At 40.9% G+C, this 17,843-nt stretch carries 17 protein-coding genes; 2 read left to right on the top strand and 15 right to left on the bottom strand.

The window, feature by feature from the left end:
* Positions 1-48: 48 nt before the first annotated feature.
* The 4 genes from hfq to CFS04_RS01120 all read right to left on the bottom strand — a co-directional run bounded on the left by hfq (position 49) and on the right by CFS04_RS01120 (position 3,996).
* Positions 49-279, bottom strand: a complete 231-nt coding sequence (gene hfq / locus CFS04_RS01135) for an RNA chaperone Hfq (RefSeq protein ID WP_088808766.1) — start codon at positions 277-279, stop codon at positions 49-51.
* A 110-nt stretch (positions 280-389) separates the two neighbouring features.
* Entirely contained in the window at positions 390-1,304 is a 915-nt protein-coding gene (gene miaA / locus CFS04_RS01130; protein WP_088808765.1) for a tRNA (adenosine(37)-N6)-dimethylallyltransferase MiaA, read from the bottom strand.
* Between the two features lie 111 nt (positions 1,305-1,415).
* Positions 1,416-3,092, bottom strand: coding sequence for a glycerol-3-phosphate dehydrogenase/oxidase (locus CFS04_RS01125; protein ID WP_088808764.1), 1,677 nt, complete (start codon positions 3,090-3,092; stop codon positions 1,416-1,418).
* Positions 3,093-3,264: 172 nt separating this feature from the next.
* Positions 3,265-3,996, bottom strand: coding sequence for a glycerophosphodiester phosphodiesterase family protein (locus CFS04_RS01120; protein ID WP_088808763.1), 732 nt, complete (start codon positions 3,994-3,996; stop codon positions 3,265-3,267).
* A 160-nt stretch (positions 3,997-4,156) separates the two neighbouring features.
* Here CFS04_RS01120 and CFS04_RS01115 point away from each other — a divergent pair, with 160 nt between their 5' ends.
* Positions 4,157-5,998 (top strand): acyltransferase family protein, encoded by a 1,842-nt coding sequence (locus tag CFS04_RS01115; protein ID WP_088808762.1) that lies wholly within the window; start codon positions 4,157-4,159, stop codon positions 5,996-5,998.
* A 32-nt stretch (positions 5,999-6,030) separates the two neighbouring features.
* Here CFS04_RS01115 and CFS04_RS01110 read toward each other — a convergent pair whose 3' ends face one another.
* From CFS04_RS01110 to CFS04_RS01095, 4 genes are all read right to left on the bottom strand, one after another.
* Positions 6,031-6,495, bottom strand: coding sequence for an S-ribosylhomocysteine lyase (locus CFS04_RS01110; RefSeq protein WP_088808761.1), 465 nt, complete (start codon positions 6,493-6,495; stop codon positions 6,031-6,033).
* Positions 6,496-6,515: 20 nt separating this feature from the next.
* Positions 6,516-8,972 carry a DNA topoisomerase IV subunit A gene (gene parC / locus CFS04_RS01105; protein WP_088808760.1) on the bottom strand — a complete coding sequence of 819 codons (2,457 nt, stop codon included), beginning with the start codon at positions 8,970-8,972 and terminating at the stop codon, positions 6,516-6,518.
* Entirely contained in the window at positions 8,969-10,936 is a 1,968-nt protein-coding gene (gene parE, locus CFS04_RS01100; protein WP_088808759.1) for a DNA topoisomerase IV subunit B, read from the bottom strand. The genes parC and parE overlap by 4 nt, the downstream gene beginning before the upstream one ends.
* Before the next feature lie 153 nt (positions 10,937-11,089).
* On the bottom strand, positions 11,090-11,497 hold the full coding sequence (locus CFS04_RS01095; protein WP_088808758.1) for a CoA-binding protein: 408 nt from the start codon (positions 11,495-11,497) through the stop codon (positions 11,090-11,092).
* A gap of 144 nt (positions 11,498-11,641) precedes the next feature.
* Here CFS04_RS01095 and plsY point away from each other — a divergent pair, with 144 nt between their 5' ends.
* On the top strand, positions 11,642-12,238 hold the full coding sequence (gene plsY, locus CFS04_RS01090; RefSeq protein WP_088808757.1) for a glycerol-3-phosphate 1-O-acyltransferase PlsY: 597 nt from the start codon (positions 11,642-11,644) through the stop codon (positions 12,236-12,238).
* Between the two features lie 35 nt (positions 12,239-12,273).
* Here the strand turns inward: plsY and CFS04_RS01085 are convergent, their stop codons facing one another.
* The 7 genes from CFS04_RS01085 to xerC all read right to left on the bottom strand — a co-directional run bounded on the left by CFS04_RS01085 (position 12,274) and on the right by xerC (position 17,723).
* Positions 12,274-13,146, bottom strand: coding sequence for an aldose 1-epimerase family protein (locus tag CFS04_RS01085; RefSeq protein WP_088808756.1), 873 nt, complete (start codon positions 13,144-13,146; stop codon positions 12,274-12,276).
* A complete protein-coding gene (locus tag CFS04_RS01080) occupies positions 13,139-13,459 on the bottom strand; it encodes a hypothetical protein (RefSeq protein ID WP_088808755.1) in 321 nt (106 codons plus the stop codon). The genes CFS04_RS01085 and CFS04_RS01080 overlap by 8 nt, the downstream gene beginning before the upstream one ends.
* 1 nt (position 13,460) lies before the next feature.
* Positions 13,461-13,889: a thioesterase family protein gene (locus CFS04_RS01075; protein WP_088808754.1), complete on the bottom strand. Its 429-nt coding sequence runs from the start codon at positions 13,887-13,889 to the stop codon at positions 13,461-13,463.
* A 152-nt stretch (positions 13,890-14,041) separates the two neighbouring features.
* Positions 14,042-14,821, bottom strand: a complete 780-nt coding sequence (gene codY / locus CFS04_RS01070) for a GTP-sensing pleiotropic transcriptional regulator CodY (protein WP_088808753.1) — start codon at positions 14,819-14,821, stop codon at positions 14,042-14,044.
* A gap of 19 nt (positions 14,822-14,840) precedes the next feature.
* Positions 14,841-16,247 carry an ATP-dependent protease ATPase subunit HslU gene (gene hslU / locus CFS04_RS01065; protein WP_088808752.1) on the bottom strand — a complete coding sequence of 469 codons (1,407 nt, stop codon included), beginning with the start codon at positions 16,245-16,247 and terminating at the stop codon, positions 14,841-14,843.
* Positions 16,248-16,258: 11 nt separating this feature from the next.
* Positions 16,259-16,798, bottom strand: coding sequence for an ATP-dependent protease subunit HslV (gene hslV, locus CFS04_RS01060; protein WP_088808751.1), 540 nt, complete (start codon positions 16,796-16,798; stop codon positions 16,259-16,261).
* Positions 16,799-16,817: 19 nt separating this feature from the next.
* On the bottom strand, positions 16,818-17,723 hold the full coding sequence (gene xerC, locus CFS04_RS01055) for a tyrosine recombinase XerC (RefSeq protein ID WP_088809066.1): 906 nt from the start codon (positions 17,721-17,723) through the stop codon (positions 16,818-16,820).
* Positions 17,724-17,843: the final 120 nt, after the last annotated feature.

The following is a 17,843-nucleotide window of genomic DNA, read 5'->3' as shown; positions in this document are numbered from 1 at the left end:
CAAAAAAGACAGGCGTTTTCACCTGTCCCTCTTACGAATGAAATACAATTAGTCTTCTGGATTGAGTGCCACATTTTTTTGTGGTGAAAATGTCGAAATCGCATGTTTAAATACTAATTGTTGTTTTCCTTCAACATCAAGAAGAACCGTGAAATTATCAAAGCTAACAACTCTTCCACGCAATTGGAAACCATTTGTTAAAAATACAGTCGCCAAAATTTTCTCTTTTCTTAGTTGATTTAAGTATTGATCTTGTAACGCTTGTCCACCTTTAGTCATGTATACCTCTCCTATCTATCTTTCTAAGAACTCCCCCCAAAGAGGTTCATCTAAAACAGTCCGAGAACTATTTTAAATTCATTACCCTGTATTTCGCACTAATAAACCGTTTATTCGTTTAAAAAACGCTGTATAGCGTCATCTGCCTGTAAAAAACTATTTTCAGAAAGCATGTTAATCCACTTGACAGACATACGATTTCTAAACCAAGTAAGTTGGCGTTTTGCAAAGTGTCTTGAGTTCTTTTTAATTAATTCAACAGCCGCGTCCATAGTGACTTGACCATCAAAGTATTGAAATAATTCTTTATAACCAATTGCTCTTGTCGCCGAATTGTCGCCTAGATGTTGTTCATAGAGCCATTTCGCTTCATCAAGTAAGCCATCATCCATCATATGTCGCACACGTTCATTAATTCGCTCATATAAAAGTTCCCTAGGTAAATCCAAGCCAATAAAAAGCGGTGAAAACTCAGGATTCAATTCACGCTGGTTTTGCATGGCACTAAACGGTTGGCCACTTGCATGCATGACTTCCAGTGCACGAATTACTCGTCGTTTATTGTTCGGATGAATGGTTTCAGCACTTTTTGGGTCTTCTTTTTTAAGGCGCGCAAAAAGCGTTTCATTATCAAGCTGTTCCATTTCAGTACGGAAATTAGCATCTTCGCCAGACTTTCCAAATGCGTAATCGTAAAAAACGGACTGAATATAAAGACCCGTTCCACCAACAATAAAAGGGAGTTTTCCTCTAGAAGAAATATCTCTTATCGCGGTGATGGTTGCTTCCTTAAATTTTGAGGCAGTAAACGGTTCGTCTGGGTTCACCACATCAATTAAGTAATGCGGTACGCTTTCTTTTTCAGTTTCCGTAATTTTAGCCGTTCCAATATCCAGCTTTTTATAGACTTGAACGGAGTCACCACTGATGATTTCTCCTTGCCATTTTTTCGCTAATTGGATACTTAACGCCGTCTTTCCTACTGCTGTTGGACCAACGAGGACAATGACAGGAATTCCAGCCAAATAAACCCCTCCTTGCATCTACTACTAATGTACCATGAAAAACGCTAGAAGCAAACCTTTTTTTCAAAATAAAAACTGACGATAATTTTGATATTATCGTCAGCTCTTTCTTTATCTATCGTGCCAATCCGCTGGCTCTCTAGCATCTTGTATCTCCGCTTCAAGCTCTTTTTTCAATTTTTCTTCTGTTTCAGCGTCCCAGTGGAATAAATTTTGCATTTCATCGACTACTGCATCTTTCCATTCAAGCAGATACGGCATATCGAAAAGCAAGTAACCTGTGCGTCGTAACAAGAAATCAACAGGGTGAATAGCGGATTCATGATAAACCGAATAGTGCAGTTCTGCGTATAAACTATTTGGAAGTGTCGTAATACCTTTTTCCTTATGTTCTTGTGCATACGTAAAGAGTTGATCAATGTTCGTACCGAAGCGTTTCGCTAATTCACGTGAAATGGCAAGTGACCAACCGAAGCGATTACTGCCTTCTTTTGCTTTTTTATCAATGAAAGCCTCTAAATTTTCAGAGCCGCCAATATCTCCACCTGAAATCGGTAAATGTTTCGTTTGAACAGTTTGATATGTTTTACCCGTTTCGCTACTTAACGGTTTTGTCACTTCATCTAAAAGTTTTTCCGCCATTTTCCGGTAGCCCGTTAATTTACCGCCAGCCATCGTAATGAGACCACTTTCAGAAAACCACACTTCATCTTTACGGGAAATTTCAGACGGATCTTTTCCTTCCTCATAAATCAGTGGCCGAACGCCTGCCCAGCTAGATTCAATATCTTTTTCGGTAATTTTAACGTCTGGGAACATATAGTTAATCGCTTTAATCACATACGTGTGGTCGGATTCAAGCGCTCTCGGATGAATCGGAAACTCATCATAAAACGTATCCGTCGTGCCAACATAAACTTTTTTATCACGCGGAATCGCAAACACCATCCGACCGTCTGGCGTATCAAAATAAACAGCTTGCTCCATCGGGAACTTACTTTTATCGATAACAAGGTGAACGCCTTTGGTTAAACGAAGATGTTTATTGTTGTGTGAATAGTCGAGGTTGCGCACACGGTCAACCCAAGGTCCCGCAGCATTGATTACTCTATGGCCTCGAATATCGTATACGCGACCAGAAATACGGTCCGTAACTGTCACCCCGCGAACTTGTTTCGCCTCATCGTAAATCAATTTTTCCGCACGTGTATAATTGATGGCAAGTGCCCCAAGTTCAACCGCTTTTTTCATCACTTCAATAGTCAAGCGTGCATCGTCCGTTCTGTATTCCACATAAAATCCAGAGCCTCTTAACCCTTCTTTTTTCACAAAAGGATTTTTAGCGAGTGTTTCTTTCACGGAAAGAATTTGACGGCGTTCATCTTTTTTGACTCCAGCGAGGTAATCGTATAGGCGAATGCCCATGGAAGCCGTTCTTTTCCCCATGTTTCCGCCTTTATGGAAAGGTAACATCATCCATTCAGGTGTCGTGACGTGCGGTCCATTTTCATAAACGATTGCCCGTTCTTTTCCAAGTTCTGCAACTTCCTTCACTTCAAATTGTTGGAGATAGCGCAAACCTCCATGTACAAGTTTTGTCGAACGACTCGAGGTACCGCTTGCAAAATCCCCCATTTCAATGAGCGCCACCGACATACCGCGACTTGTTGCATCTAGCGCAATGCCAGCGCCCGTTATCCCGCCGCCAACAATAACAAGATCAAATGTTTCATCTTGCGCTTTTCTTTCAATTGTTTCTCTGTCAAATGCTGAAAATAATTGTACCATTTTGTATTTGCCCCCTTGATTTTAGACTACTATCCGTTAACTACTCGGCTTTTTCCACTTCGAGCGTTTTTTAAACATTTTGATAGAAAAAGGGACTACAAACATAGCGATTGCGCTCGCCGTTTGTAGTCCCTCTCATATCATTAGACTGTTTCGTATTAACTTACTTTCATTATACCGAATCCTCTTTGGAAAGCAAACTTTTTTGTTTGAGCCACTCACGAAGCTGTACGGCGTCACTTGGGAAATCTGTGAAAATACCTGCTACTTGGGCTAAAAGGAAGGTTTCCATCTCCGCCGTCTGATTTACCGTCCAGTAACGCAATTTACGATTTGTTTTTCTCACTGGAAATGCTCGCTTAGAAAAATGCAACGACTGAATTTGATACGCGTCAAGGAGCGCTTCGTCTGCTTCATTTTCCTTGTAACAAATAAAAGCAAGTTCAACTGAATCGCTTAAAGCGCGCATGTTTTGGAGGGTTTTCATATTGAAGGAAGAAAAAATTATCCGCGGATTATCTTTCGTTTTTTGCCACACAATTTCTTCAATGCCCGTATATGAAAATTTATCCGTTTTAAGTTCGATATTTAAACGCATATGGCTGTTTTCAAATACGTTTAGTACTTCGTCTAGTCTAGGCACGCGCAAAGTTGACGCGTCCGCCCCGCCCGTTTTAATCCAAAGTGCTTGTAGTTCTTTATAGGTCATGTCTTTTACGTAGCCGGTACCGTTTGTTGTGCGGTCAACTTTTTCATCATGGATGACGACTGGGACTGCATCTTTTGTGAGTTGCACGTCAAATTCAACCCCGTCGCACCCCGAAAGTAAGGCGTTTTGAAAAGCGGGAATGGTATTTTCTGGAAATGTGCCGGAACTACCTCGATGTGCATAGATTTCAAGCATATGCCAACACTCCTTTCTTTTTTACTATTCCAAATGGCTCAAATTTATTAAAATTCTCTAAAGACGCGTTTTTCTGCGTTACAGTGGTATATTTGTATGTTATTATTGTACATGACTTCAAGAAACAAACAAAGATATGACATTAATAGGAGATGTTATTTTGAAGAGAACAGCTCGATACAGTAGAAAATATGTTCCGAGTATTGATGGACTTCGTGCACTTGCTGTCCTAGCTGTTATTGCCTATCACTTAAACTTTTCATGGGCGCAAGGCGGTTTTATCGGCGTTGATATATTTTTTGTACTTTCTGGATATTTAATTACAAACATTCTTCTTACACAGTGGGAAAATGAAAATACGATTCACTTAAAAGAATTTTGGTTGCGGCGTTTTAGGCGTCTAATTCCTGCCGCATACTTGATGATAATTGTTGTTGTGATTTTTGCTGTTTTATTCAATCGCGAACTACTTACTACTTTACGCGGTGATGCCATTGCTTCCTTTTTTTATATGAGCAATTGGTGGTTTATTTTTCATAATGTGTCGTATTTTGACTCATTTGGCTTACCTTCCCCGCTTAAAAACTTATGGTCACTTGCCATTGAAGAACAGTTTTACTTAGTTTGGCCACTATTTTTATACGGTTTCTTAAAATGGATTAAAAATCCGAAGTGGTTGCTGCGCATCATTTTAATCATCGCACTTTTATCCGCGATTTTAATGGCTGTGCTTTACACTCCTGGAAGCGACCCAAGTCGAGTTTATTACGGCACTGATACGCGTTTATTCGACCTTCTTATTGGCTGTGCTTTAGCCTTTGTTTGGCCGTTTAATCGTTTAAGTCCAAAAATACCGCGGCAAAGTAAACTTGCTTTAAATATTTCGGGAACGATAAGCATTGTTTTATTCTGCATACTCGTCTACAAAATGAACGAATATCAACCATTTTTATACCGCGGAGGACTACTGCTTGTTGCGATTCTCGGTGTTCTTATGATTGCAGCTATTGCCCACCCTTCTTGTTATTTAAGCAGATTGTTTAGTTTTAGACCGCTGCGCTGGATTGGAACTAGATCATACGGTATCTACTTGTGGCATTACCCGATTATTACGCTGACAACTCCTGTCACAGAAATCGGTCAACCGAGCTTACTGCGTGCGTTTTTCCAAGTGACTGCTACGTTCATCATCGCAGAACTTTCCTTCCGATTTGTCGAAACACCTATTCGTAAAAAAGGCTTTATCGCTTACATGAAAGGCTTTAAGCACAAAAATTACGCCGTGATTAAAAATAAACCAATCGGACTTTGGGCAGCTATATCAGCACTCGTTCTTTCCATCGGGATTTTTGCAACAGGTATGTCTGGCATTCTTCCCATCAAAACGCAGGCAGAACGGACCGTCACTGAAGTAAAAACGTCCACAAACAATGAAAAGACGGAAAGTAAACACGAAGAAAAACAACCAAATACACAACAAAAACCCGAGCAAAAAGAGGAACCGAAAAAAGCAACAACCCCTATTCCTCCGAAAAAATACACATACACCCAGACGTTAGCATTAGGCGACTCGATTATGATTGACATTGAGCCCTATTTAAAAGAAGCCATACCCAATGTGACGATTGATGGGAAAATTGGTCGACAGCTCGTTGATGCGATTGATGTGTCTTACAGCTATAAAAAATTCAACACTAAAGGAAGCGCCGTTTTAATTGAACTTGGTACAAATGGTCCATTCACCGAAGCCCAACTAAACAAGCTTTTAGATCGCTTCAATCAGGCCGATGTTTATCTTGTCAACACACGCGTCCCGCGCGGTTGGGAATCAGAAGTCAACCAGTCCATTCAAAATGCATCTAGTCGCGAGAATGTCACTGTCATTGACTGGTATTCAGTCGCCGTAAACCACAATAACTATTTTGGTTCTGATGGCGTACATCTTACAAAATCCGGCTCCCAAGCCTACGTTAATTTAGCGCTTAACGCAATGAAAAAATAAAGAGGTTCCGAATTCGGAACCTCTTTTCTTTATTATGCGAAAACATCTGCCCAAGTATCTTTTTCACTTAAAAATTCGCGTGCCAATTCTTGCGCGCCAGACAAGCTATGGCTAGCTGCAAAGCCACACTGGACTTCATTACACGCAGGAACCTCAGTCGCTTCTAAAACGTCGTTTAGTGTCGCCTCTAAAATGCGCAACACATCATCAAAATCATCATGATTAATAAGTGATACATAAAAGCCCGTTTGACAGCCCATTGGACTAATATCGACAATTTTATCCGTATGATTTCGAGCTAGTTCCGCCATTAAATGCTCCAGCGAATGAAGTGCTGGCATTTCCATATGCGCCTTATTCGGTTGCTTAAACCGGACATCATACTTATAAATTTCATCGCCATGATAGCCCGTTTTTGTTCCTGCGAGCCTTACATATGGCGCTTTTACTTTTGTATGGTCCAAATTAAAACTTTCCACATTCATTTTTTCAGACACGTTTTTCAGCTCCTTATTGTTTAAGATTCTGGTGTTTCGCTATCCGTAATTTCTGGAATTAACGTCCACATATCAACTGGCTGTCCTTCCATCGCTTCATCAAGAACAAACGAACCATTTGAATAGCGATCCGTGAGTCGCAGATTGGCAGCATCTAATTCAACAAGCTGTTCTTTATTTGTTTCAATCACAAGTTTGTCTTCTGCACCAGCTAAAAGCAGCGCCACAAAACGGTGCGGATTCGATTTCAATTCCCGCAGCATAATTAAACCGCGTTTCGCACGTGTAATCGGTTCAAATTCCGAAAGTTTCATTTGTTTCAGTGACCCACGTTGCGTAACAAGAATCATATTTCTCGTTTCATCAGGCGTAATCACAAAACCGCCAATGACTTCATCGCCCGCTTTTAAATTAATCGCTTTAACCCCGGCAGTACGCGCCCCAGAATCCGGTACTTCACTTACATTGTAACGCAAACCATAACCAAATTTTGTTGCCAAAAAGACATCTTCTGTATTCGCAATAAGCGATACAGCAAGCAGTTCATCGCTATCTTTCAGCTTAATCGCCATCATTGATTTCGAGTAGCGTTGTGGTTTGTAGTTCGTCATAAGGGACGACTTAATCATCCCGTTCTTCGTTATAAACAAGAAGTAGTGTGCTTCGTCAAACGCATGTACAACTTTCGCCGCGATAATTTCCTCACCTTGACTAATATCCGTCGCTAAATGACTAATATGGTCCCCAATATTTTTCCAGCGAATTTCTGGGAGCTCGTGCACCGGACGATAAATGTAATTCCCTTTATTCGTAAAGAGTAGAATCGTATCCATCGTATTTACTTTTTCAATAAATATAGGATGATCGGCTTCTTTCATCGCAAGCTCAAGCCCGTTTGAAGCCGCATAAGAGCGCATGCTTGTACGCTTCACATAGCCTTCTTTCGTAACAGACACAACAACATCTTCACTCGCCACAAGCACTTCCGTATCAATTTTAATTTCGGAAATTTCCGCCTGCACTTCCGTTAAACGCGGCGTTTTATACGTCTTCTTAATTTCCGTAAGCTCTTCTTTTAAAACGCCAACAAGCGCATCCGAACTCCCTAAAATCCGCTCTAAAATCGCGATTTTTTTAGTCAGTTCTTCCGCTTCCGTGCGAAGTTCCGTAATATCCGTATTCGTCAAACGATAAAGTTGCAAGGACACAATCGCCTCTGCTTGCTTCTCACTAAACTCGTAGCGCTTCTCAAGATTCAGTTTCGCATCACGTTTGTCCTTCGAGCCACGAATCAGCTTAATCACTTCATCTAAAATCGACAAGGCTTTGATTAAACCGTCTAAAATATGTTGCCTTGCTCGCGCCTTCCGAATGTCGAATTCCGATCGTTTTGTAATAATCTCTTTCTGGTGCGCGATATAGGCATCTAATAATTGGGTAAGCCCCATTAAGACTGGCCGTTTATTATGAATCGCCACCATATTAAAATTATAACTCACTTGCAAGTCCGTATTTTTAAATAAGTAATTAAGTACGCCCTCAGCATTAGCATCTTTCTTCAGTTCAATTGCAATTCTTAGACCCGTACGGTCCGTTTCATCGCGCACTTCCGAAATACCTTCAATTTTCTTTTCAATGCGAAGTTCATCAATTCGTTTCACTAAATTCGCTTTATTAATTTCATAAGGAATTTCATGAATCGTAATTTGTTTGCGTCCACCACGAATATCTTCAATCTCCGTCTTAGAACGCACAACAACTCGGCCTTTCCCCGTTTCATACGCCTTCTTAATGCCTTCTGCCCCTTGAATGATTCCCCCAGTTGGAAAATCAGGTCCTTTGACAATTTTAAGAAGCGCATCTAAGTCGCAATCTGGGCGATCCAGTCGTTTAATGACCGCATCAATAATTTCCGTTAAATTGTGCGGCGGTATGTCTGTCGCATACCCGGCTGAAATCCCCGTTGAACCATTAACAAGCAAATTAGGAAAGCGCGCAGGTAAAACCGTCGGCTCACTTGATGTATCATCAAAGTTTGGAACAAAATCAACCGTTTCCTTTTCAATATCCCGAAGAAGTTCCGCAGAAATCGGCGATAAACGCGCCTCCGTATAACGCATCGCAGCAGGCGGGTCGCCATCCACGCTACCATTATTACCATGCATTTCAATGAGCGCATTTCGCACTTTCCAATCTTGACTCATTCGAACCATCGCATCATAAACGGACGTATCTCCGTGTGGATGGTAATTCCCGATAACATTACCGACTGTTTTAGCCGATTTTCGGAAACCTTTTTCTGCTGTATTCCCTTCTTCATTCATCGCAAATAAAATCCGGCGCTGTACAGGTTTTAAGCCGTCACGCGCATCAGGAAGCGCACGTTCTTGAATGATGTATTTACTATAACGACCGAAGCGGTCACCCATTACTTCTTCAAGCGCTAAGTCTTGAATATGTTGTTCTGGTGTACTCAAACTTCCCGCACCTCCTGACTGATCATATTTTCATTTTCAAGAATACTTTGATCGTCTTCTAAACTAAACTCAACGTTATTTTCAATCCATTTCCGTCTCGGTTCTACTTTATCCCCCATCAGTGTAGCTACTCGTCTCTCAGCTCGAGCGGCATCTTCAATGCGGACGCGAATTAATGTCCGTGACTCTGGATTCATCGTCGTTTCCCACAATTGGTCGGCATTCATTTCACCAAGCCCTTTGTAGCGCTGAATCATGTAGCCTTTACCAATTTTTTTAATACAGCTGTCCAGCTCGTCATCTGTCCAGGCGTATTCGACAACTTCCTTTTTCCCAGAACCTTTACTTACTTTATATAATGGCGGAAGCGCGATGTAGACTTTACCCGCTTCAACAAGCGGCTTCATGTAACGATAGAAAAACGTCAGGAGCAGCACTTGAATGTGCGCGCCGTCCGTGTCGGCATCGGTCATGATGACAATCTTATCATAATTACAATCTTCTACTTCAAATTCCGAACCTACTCCAGCACCCACAGTATGGATGATTGTATTGATTTCTTCATTTTTCATAATATCTTGTAATTTCGCTTTTTCCGTATTAATTACTTTTCCTCGAAGTGGCAAAATCGCTTGGAATCTTCTGTCACGACCTTGTTTTGCAGAACCTCCAGCCGAATCACCTTCGACTAAATACAGTTCATTTTTGTTAGGGTTACGCGACTGGGCAGGCGTAAGTTTACCAGAAAGCAATGTTTCCGAACGTTTCCGTTTTTTCCCATTCCGTGTTTCCTCCCGCGCTTTACGCGCCGCCTCGCGCGCCTCACGTGCTTTCACAGCCTTTTTCACAAGAAGGCTACTTGTATCAGGGTTCTCCGCTAAAAAGTAGGCTAAGTGCTCTGCTACGACGGCATCAACCGCAGGACGTGCTTCTGCCGTCCCCAGTTTTTCTTTCGTTTGCCCTTCAAATTGCAGCAGATTTTCTGGAACCCGAATCGAAAGTACCGCCGACAAGCCTTCACGAATGTCACTGCCCTCTAAATTCTTATCTTTTTCTTTTAAAATACCAACGCGTTTCGCATATTCATTAAAGACGCGCGTCATCGCAGCTTTCATGCCCGATTCATGTGTCCCAGCGCCTTTTGTACGCACATTATTAACGAAACTTAAAATATTTTCCGAGTAGCCATCATTAAATTGAAACGCCATTTCCATTTCAATCGTGCCGCTTTCTCCTTCAAAAGAAACAACCGGATGCAAAACATCTTTCCCTTCATTGATATATTCAACGAAGTTTTTCACACCTTCCTCAAAATGGAACGCCTCGCCCATACCAACACGCTCGTCGATAAGTTCAATGCGCATTCCTTTAAGCAAAAACGCCGATTCGCGCAAGCGCTCTGAAAGTGTTTCATAGTTAAAAGAAGTCACAGGAAAAATACTTTCATCTGGTTTAAAACGGATGGTTGTACCCGTCTCTTTTGATTTTCCGATTTTTCGAAGCGTACCATCAGGCTTACCGCCACGAATGAAATTCTGTTCATACATAGCGCCGTCGCGACAAATTGTCACTTTTAACCATTCCGAAAGCGCGTTAACTACGGAAGATCCAACACCATGCAAGCCCCCGCTTGTTTTATATCCGCCCTCTTGACCAAATTTTCCTCCCGCGTGAAGAACGGTTAAAATCACTTCAACGGTCGGTTTCCCCGTTTTATGCATCCCCACTGGCATGCCGCGCCCCTTATCCGTTACGCTGACGCTCCCGTCATCATGAAGGATAACTTTGATTTCATGGCCGAACCCAGCTAAAGCTTCATCGACCGAATTATCGACAATCTCATAAACAAGGTGATGTAAGCCTCTAACATCAGTCGATCCAATATACATGGCTGGACGTTTTCGAACTGCATCTAACCCTTCTAAAACTTGAATAGAATCATCATTGTAAACATTTTTAGGCATCTATTCTTAACTCCTTTCGTGCATATCCCTTAAATTATCAAGCAGTCCTTAAACAGCTACCCTAACAGAATAGCATTATCTTTTGAAAATGGAAAGCATCTTTCTCAAACCGCGAAAAAACAGGCTCTTTTTTTGAACCTGCTTTATGTCTTTTCATTCAGCTAGCTCTCGGTAAGCAATTTTTATACAATAATCCATGACCACTGGATGCGTTTGTTTGAGGAGTTCATATGCTTCTTCATTTTGAATACCAAGCTGTGCCCAAAATACATTAGCATCGATTTCTAAAAATTCACGCGCAATATCCGGCAAAAATTCAGAACGTCTGAAAACATTAACAATGTCAACAGGTTCTTTAATGTCTGCTAAACGTGCTACAGCTTTCTCACCAAGAATTTTATCCGCCTTAGGGTTAACTGGAATAATTTTATATCCAGCTTCTTGCATGATTTTTGAAACTTGATAACTCGTACGTTCCGGTTTATCGCTTAGTCCAACTACCGCAATGGTTTTAGCTTCTTTTAAAATTTTATCGCGCGCTTCTTTTGTCGAATGATACATCCAAATCGCTCCTTTTTAAAAAGTGCCTCATTCCTTATTTTATCGCTATCTTGCGCGAATGTAAAGAACAGAACGATTTTTCACCAAATCCCAATTTTTTTATGCTATAATTCTTAATATGAGTTTAAAAAGAGGAGTTTTCGCATGCTTACAAAACTAATTTTATTGTCTGTCCTTGCCTATTTAATCGGCTCCATTCCTTCTGGTTTATGGATTGGAAAACTATTCTACAAAAAAGACATTCGCGAACACGGCAGTGGCAACTTGGGCGCCACCAACTCATTTCGCGTCTTAGGCTTAAAACCAGGCATCGTCGTAACCGTGATGGACATCTTAAAAGGAACCATCGCCACGTTACTTCCATTCTTTTTTCTCCCTAACATCGACCACCATTACATGCTACTCACAGGTGTATGCGCGATTCTTGGTCATAGCTTTCCAATTTTCGCAAGTTTTCGGGGAGGAAAAGCCGTTGCAACATCGGCTGGGGTCGTTTTAGCCTACGCGCCAATTTTATTCGTCTTGGCCGTCCTAGTATTTCTTTTAACCCTTAAAATCAGTAAATACGTATCACTTAGTTCGATGATTGCGGCCGCTGCGGCCTTTGTTATTTCGTTATTTTTGGGAGACCCTATCTTAATCGGCCTTATTACAGCGCTCGCCATTTTCATCATCTGGCGCCACCGGGCCAATATTAAACGCATCAAAGAAGGAACCGAACCGAAAATTACATGGATGTAAAAAACCCGCCAAGAATATTCTTGGCGGGTTTTTAGTTACCCTACTTGAATGGTATAGTTCGCTGTGAAAATTGCTTCTGGTTCAAGCTGTTCAATTCCCGCTTTATCACGGAGTTCAACTGGACTTCCTACGCCATCAGCAATTCCGTACCACGGTTCAATACATAAGAACGGTGTGCCGTCTCCCGCCGTCCAAATACCGACGAAAGGAAAATTCGGAAAATCAACTTGAACAAAATGCGCGTGTTTTTTAGAACGAATCGCGATTTTATTCTCTTTAAGCCCCTCAAAAATCAAGGCATCATTGGCAAACAGCTCATAATTAATTGGCAGCTCCATCGTTTCTTCCGCCGTCACACGTTTTAACTTGCCAGACCGATATGGCCCTTCCAGTTGCAACGACTCGAGCTCTTCTTTCGCATGGAAATCCAAATAATAATCATCAAACGTCGTTCCACGAACAAGTGGGAGATTAAACGCTGGATGCGCACCAATTGAAAAGTAAATTCGTTTTTCATCCGTGTTTTCAACTTGATACTCAACATGCACGCCGTCTTCAAGCAGCGTATAGCTGACCGTCAAATGAAACGCATACGGATACACCAACCTCGATTTTTCATCCGCAGAAAGCTCTAAAACGCACTTATCTCGCAAAAGCTCGACCACTTTAAACTCGCGGTCACGCGCAAAGCCGTGCTGGGGCAGATGGAACGCCTCCCCGTCGACAAAATAGGTGTCCTCTACAAGCCGACCCACTGTTGGGAATAAAATAGGGGCATGACGTCCCCAAAATGCGGTATCCGCATTCCACAAATAGTCTAGCTGCGTTTGTTTGTTATAAATTTTTGTAAGCTCTGCTCCCGCTTCCTTAAGTTCGATAAGCATTGTATCATTCTCAAGTTTAATCATGTTTTTCTCCCTCCAAGTGGAACCTGTCAATCTGATCCCACTTCGCTTCATTTTTTAAAACCGCAAGTTGAATTTCCCCAAACAAGTCAAAATGTGGTAAATTATCGTGCCCAAAATCAATATACGCTTCCGGCAATTGGTACTTCTTCCCCCATGCCTTCAACACATTTAAATCCGAACTAGCCACTTTAGTGACCGTCTTCGAATTTGGAAAACGCTCATCTAGCCAGTAGTGCGTTAAAATGGCAATTTCGCCGCGCATTGCTTTATCTTTAAAAGCAGTCAATTCAGCACGTTTTACACCAAATGCCATATTATTCCGCCCCTTCGATAGCCCGTGCATACTTCTCATGCCAGTCTTTTAACACGCGTTTTAAAGCCACTGGTTTAAAGCCATCCTTCGTCACACAAACATGTTTCGTTTCACCAGTAATCGCAATCTCGCCTGATTCCGCATAACGAATTTCATATCCGTAAGTAACACGCACGCCGTCATATTCCGATAGCCAAGTTTTAACAATCGCATTTTGCCCGTAGCGAAGTGGCTTCCCGTAATGAATGGCGACATCAATGACCGGCGATAAGTAACCAAGCTGTTCCATATCAAAATAACGCAAGCCTAAACTTTCAATAAAGCGCGTTCTTCCTAATTCCATCCAAATTAAATAGTTCGCATGATAGACTACACCCATTTGATCAGTTTCGGCATAGCGAACTTCAATTTCCGTTTCCGTAAAAGTCATAATTTACCTCCCCAAAAACCAGTCTTCCATACCATTTTAGCAAATTTCCAATCAAAACAGAAACTATTAAGATGGAAAAAGCTCCCACAAGATGTGAGAGCTTTCAAGACTGATGACAAACAGCCTGCTTCGGCGTTCATCAGTCTAATCACTTAGTTATTTTTTAATTTTTCCAGCTCTACTAAGAATTTGTCATTTAATACGCGAATGAATGTACCTTTCATACCAAGTGAACGGGAATCAATAACGCCCGCACTTTCTAATTTACGAAGTGCATTAACGATTACAGAACGCGTAATGCCAACTCGGTCAGCGATTTTAGATGCTACTAGCAAGCCTTCTTTACCGTTTAATTCATCAAAAATATGTTCAATTGCTTCTAACTCACTGTAAGAAAGGGAGCTGATAGCCATTTGTACAACCGCACGGCTACGCGCTTCTTCTTCAATTTCTTCTGCTTTCTCATGTAAAATTTCCATACCTACAACTGTGCTACCATATTCTGCTAAAAGCAAGTCATCGTCTGTAAATTTATTTTCTAAACGAGAAAGAATTAGCGTACCAAGACGTTCTCCTCCGCCGACAACAGGTACAATCGTAGTTAATCCTTTCGTGAATAAATCGCTATTTTCAATTGGGAAAGCTGTATATTGACTGGAAACTTCAAGGTTTGCAGACGTTTCATTCACATTAAATAAGCTTTGCGTATATTCTTCAGGGAATTGACGCTCAGTAAGCATTTGCTTCATACGTTCGTTTTCAATTGGCAAAATTTCAGAATATCCTAAAAGTTTACCTTTACGACTTACAATGTATGTGTTTGCTTCAATCACATCGCTCAATGTATCTGCCATTTCTTTAAAGTTCACTGTTTTTCCTGCCGCATTTTGTAACATTGCATTAATTTTTCTTGTTTTTTCTAATAAAGTCATTATTAGATCCTCCTAAAATTTATAAAATAAATTGTGTTAAATCCTTACTTTGCATAATTGCTTCTAGTTTTTCATTAACATAACTTTCCGTGACTGTAACAGAATCCAGTGTAATATCGGGTGCTTCAAAAAGCAAATCCTCGAGCAATTTTTCTAAGATTGTATGTAACCTTCTTGCTCCAATATTATCAGATTCCTGGTTAACTTGAAAGGCAATTTCAGCCAATCTTTCCACTGCTTCTTTTGTAAAAATTAAATCAATATTTTCTGCTTTAAGTAAAGCCCGATATTGTTTAATCAGCGCATTGTCTGGCTCCGTTAAAATCTTGATGAAGTCCTCTTGCGAAAGCTTATCAAGTTCAATGCGAATTGGGAAACGACCTTGAAGTTCGGGTATTAAATCAGACGGCTTCGAAATATGAAAGGCCCCAGCTGCAATGAACAAAATAAATTCTGTGTTTACCGTACCATACTTTGTCGCAATTTGCGACCCCTCAACGATAGGTAAAATATCTCGTTGTACACCTTCACGAGAAACTTGAGCATTGCCGCCACCATTTTGGCTTGCCACTTTATCAATTTCGTCTATAAAAATAATCCCCATCTGTTCAGCACGGCGAATGCCCTCAGAAGAAACTTCTTCTTGATCAATCAATTTCGTTGCTTCATCCTCAAAAAGAATTTTCTTCGCTTCTTTCACTGTTACTTTGCGTTTCTTTTTCTTCTTAGGGAAAAGCCCTGAAAAAGCGTCTTGCATGCCCGCCATTTGATCCATGCCGCTTCCTTTAAACATATCAAACATTTGATTTTGTTGTTCAGCCACTTCAACTGTAACGACCTCATCATCAAGCTCGCCAGTTTTAATGCGATACTCTAGTTTATTACGTTTTTCTTTTAGCTCATCATCGACAATTTCTTGTTCGTCCTGATTAGGCGCAGCCCCTTGAAAAAGCGCTTCAAAGGGATTCTGAACTGTCTGCTGTTTTTTCTTCTGAGACGGCGCAAGCAACTTCGCAATACGTTTCTCTGCATTTTCTTCTGCTTTAAAACGCACCAATTGCATCTTCTCTTCTTTTACCAAGCGAACCGACACCTCAACTAAATCACGTACCATCGATTCAACATCACGACCAACGTACCCTACCTCAGTAAATTTTGTTGCTTCAACTTTTGTAAAAGGAGCTCGAACAATTTTAGCAATCCGCCGCGCGATTTCCGTCTTTCCAACGCCTGTTGGGCCAATCATCAGAATGTTTTTAGGAATGATTTCATCCCGCATTTCTTCGTCCATCATCATACGACGATAGCGATTTCTAAGCGCAACCGCAACTGATTTCTTGGCGCCATTTTGACCGATAATGTATTGATTAAGTCGTTCAACAATTTGTCGCGGGGTTAAACTTACCGTATCTTGACTATTCACCATCTATCACTCCTTCATAGCTCTTCAACAATAATGTGGTCATTTGTGAAAACACAGATTTCAGAAGCAATTTCTAACGCGTGCTTCGCAATTTCCTTTGCTTCCATATGCTCCCCGCTATATCGTTTTAAAGCTCGACCCGCACTAAGTGCATAATTTCCACCTGATCCAATCGCCAGAATGCCATCGTCTGGTTCAATAACTTCTCCAGTGCCAGAAACTAACAACAAAGTATCTTGATCCATTACAATAAGCATCGCTTCCAATTTGCGCAGAACATTATCGCTGCGCCATTGTTTGGCAAGTTCCACGGAAGCGCGTTCTAAATTGCCACCATATTCATTTAACTTACCTTCAAATTTCTCAAATAATGTAAAAGCATCGGCGACAGAACCTGCAAATCCAGCAATTACTTTATCATGAAATAATCGTCTTACTTTTCTAGCATTATGCTTCATAATAACCGATTCGCCAAGTGTCACTTGACCATCTCCTGCCATTGCAGCTTTTCCATTATGTTGAACTGCAAATATCGTTGTTGCATGCATCTCCATCGTTTTCGCCTCCTATTTTTTATGCTCTTGGATGATGTTTCATATAGGTTGCTTTCAAATGTTCCTTCGTAACGTGTGTATATATTTGCGTGGAAGAAAGACTAGCATGACCTAATAACTCCTGAACGGTACGCATATCCGCCCCATTATTAAGTAAATCCGTTGCAAACGTATGACGCAACATATGTGGATGAATTTTTCTTGTTAGTGATGCCTTTTCTATCACTTTCGTTAGCGCATAACGAATACCTCTTGCTGTCAACGGATCGCCATAATGATTGATCAGCAAAAAATTATGTTCTTTTCGGTGCTGCTTCATGAGAACTTTTCGCCCTTTATTCAAATATTCTTGCATCGCATCTTCAAAAAAAGAACCAAATGGCACATACCTTTCTTTATTTCCTTTTCCCCTAATTAAAATGGCTTGATAGGCTCGATCAATATCGTTCATCTGAATATCAGCACTTTCTGACACACGTATCCCTGTTCCATATAGAAGTTCAAGGATAACACGATTTCGCAGTGTAAGCGCTTCATCATTCTCGTATACAACTTGAAATAGAGCTTCCATTTCTTCATTGTAGAAAAACTTTGGAAGCCTTAACTCGCTCTTTGCATGTGAAACATACGTAAATGGGTTCGTACTCACAAACTCTTCGCGCAACATAAAATTGTAGAAGCTACGCAAACTAGAGATCTTCCTTGAAACTGAACTTCTTGAATACTCTTCCCTCTTAAGTTCAGTTAAATACAATCGAATCAGCAAGTAGTCAACATCCTGATAATTCAAAATATGCTGCTGATTCAAAAAAGTTTGAAAATCCAAGATATCATCATGGTAAGCTACTACAGTATTGTCTGAATAATTTCGCTCATTTTGGATATATGTCATAAACATCTCCAGAATTTGCTGTTCTTTCACGATATTCACACCTTTCAAACACTACCATAGTATCATAAGGAATAACAAGTTGCAATAATTTCACGCATTTTTCGCAACATTTCCAATTAAACTAGAATCCCCTTCAATTTAACAAACTCAACT

This window comes from Listeria sp. ILCC796, from assembly GCF_900186175.1.
Taxonomy (GTDB): domain Bacteria; phylum Bacillota; class Bacilli; order Lactobacillales; family Listeriaceae; genus Listeria; species Listeria goaensis.
Note: the sequence above shows the minus strand (reverse complement) of the source record. Positions and strands in the feature narration are given on the sequence as shown.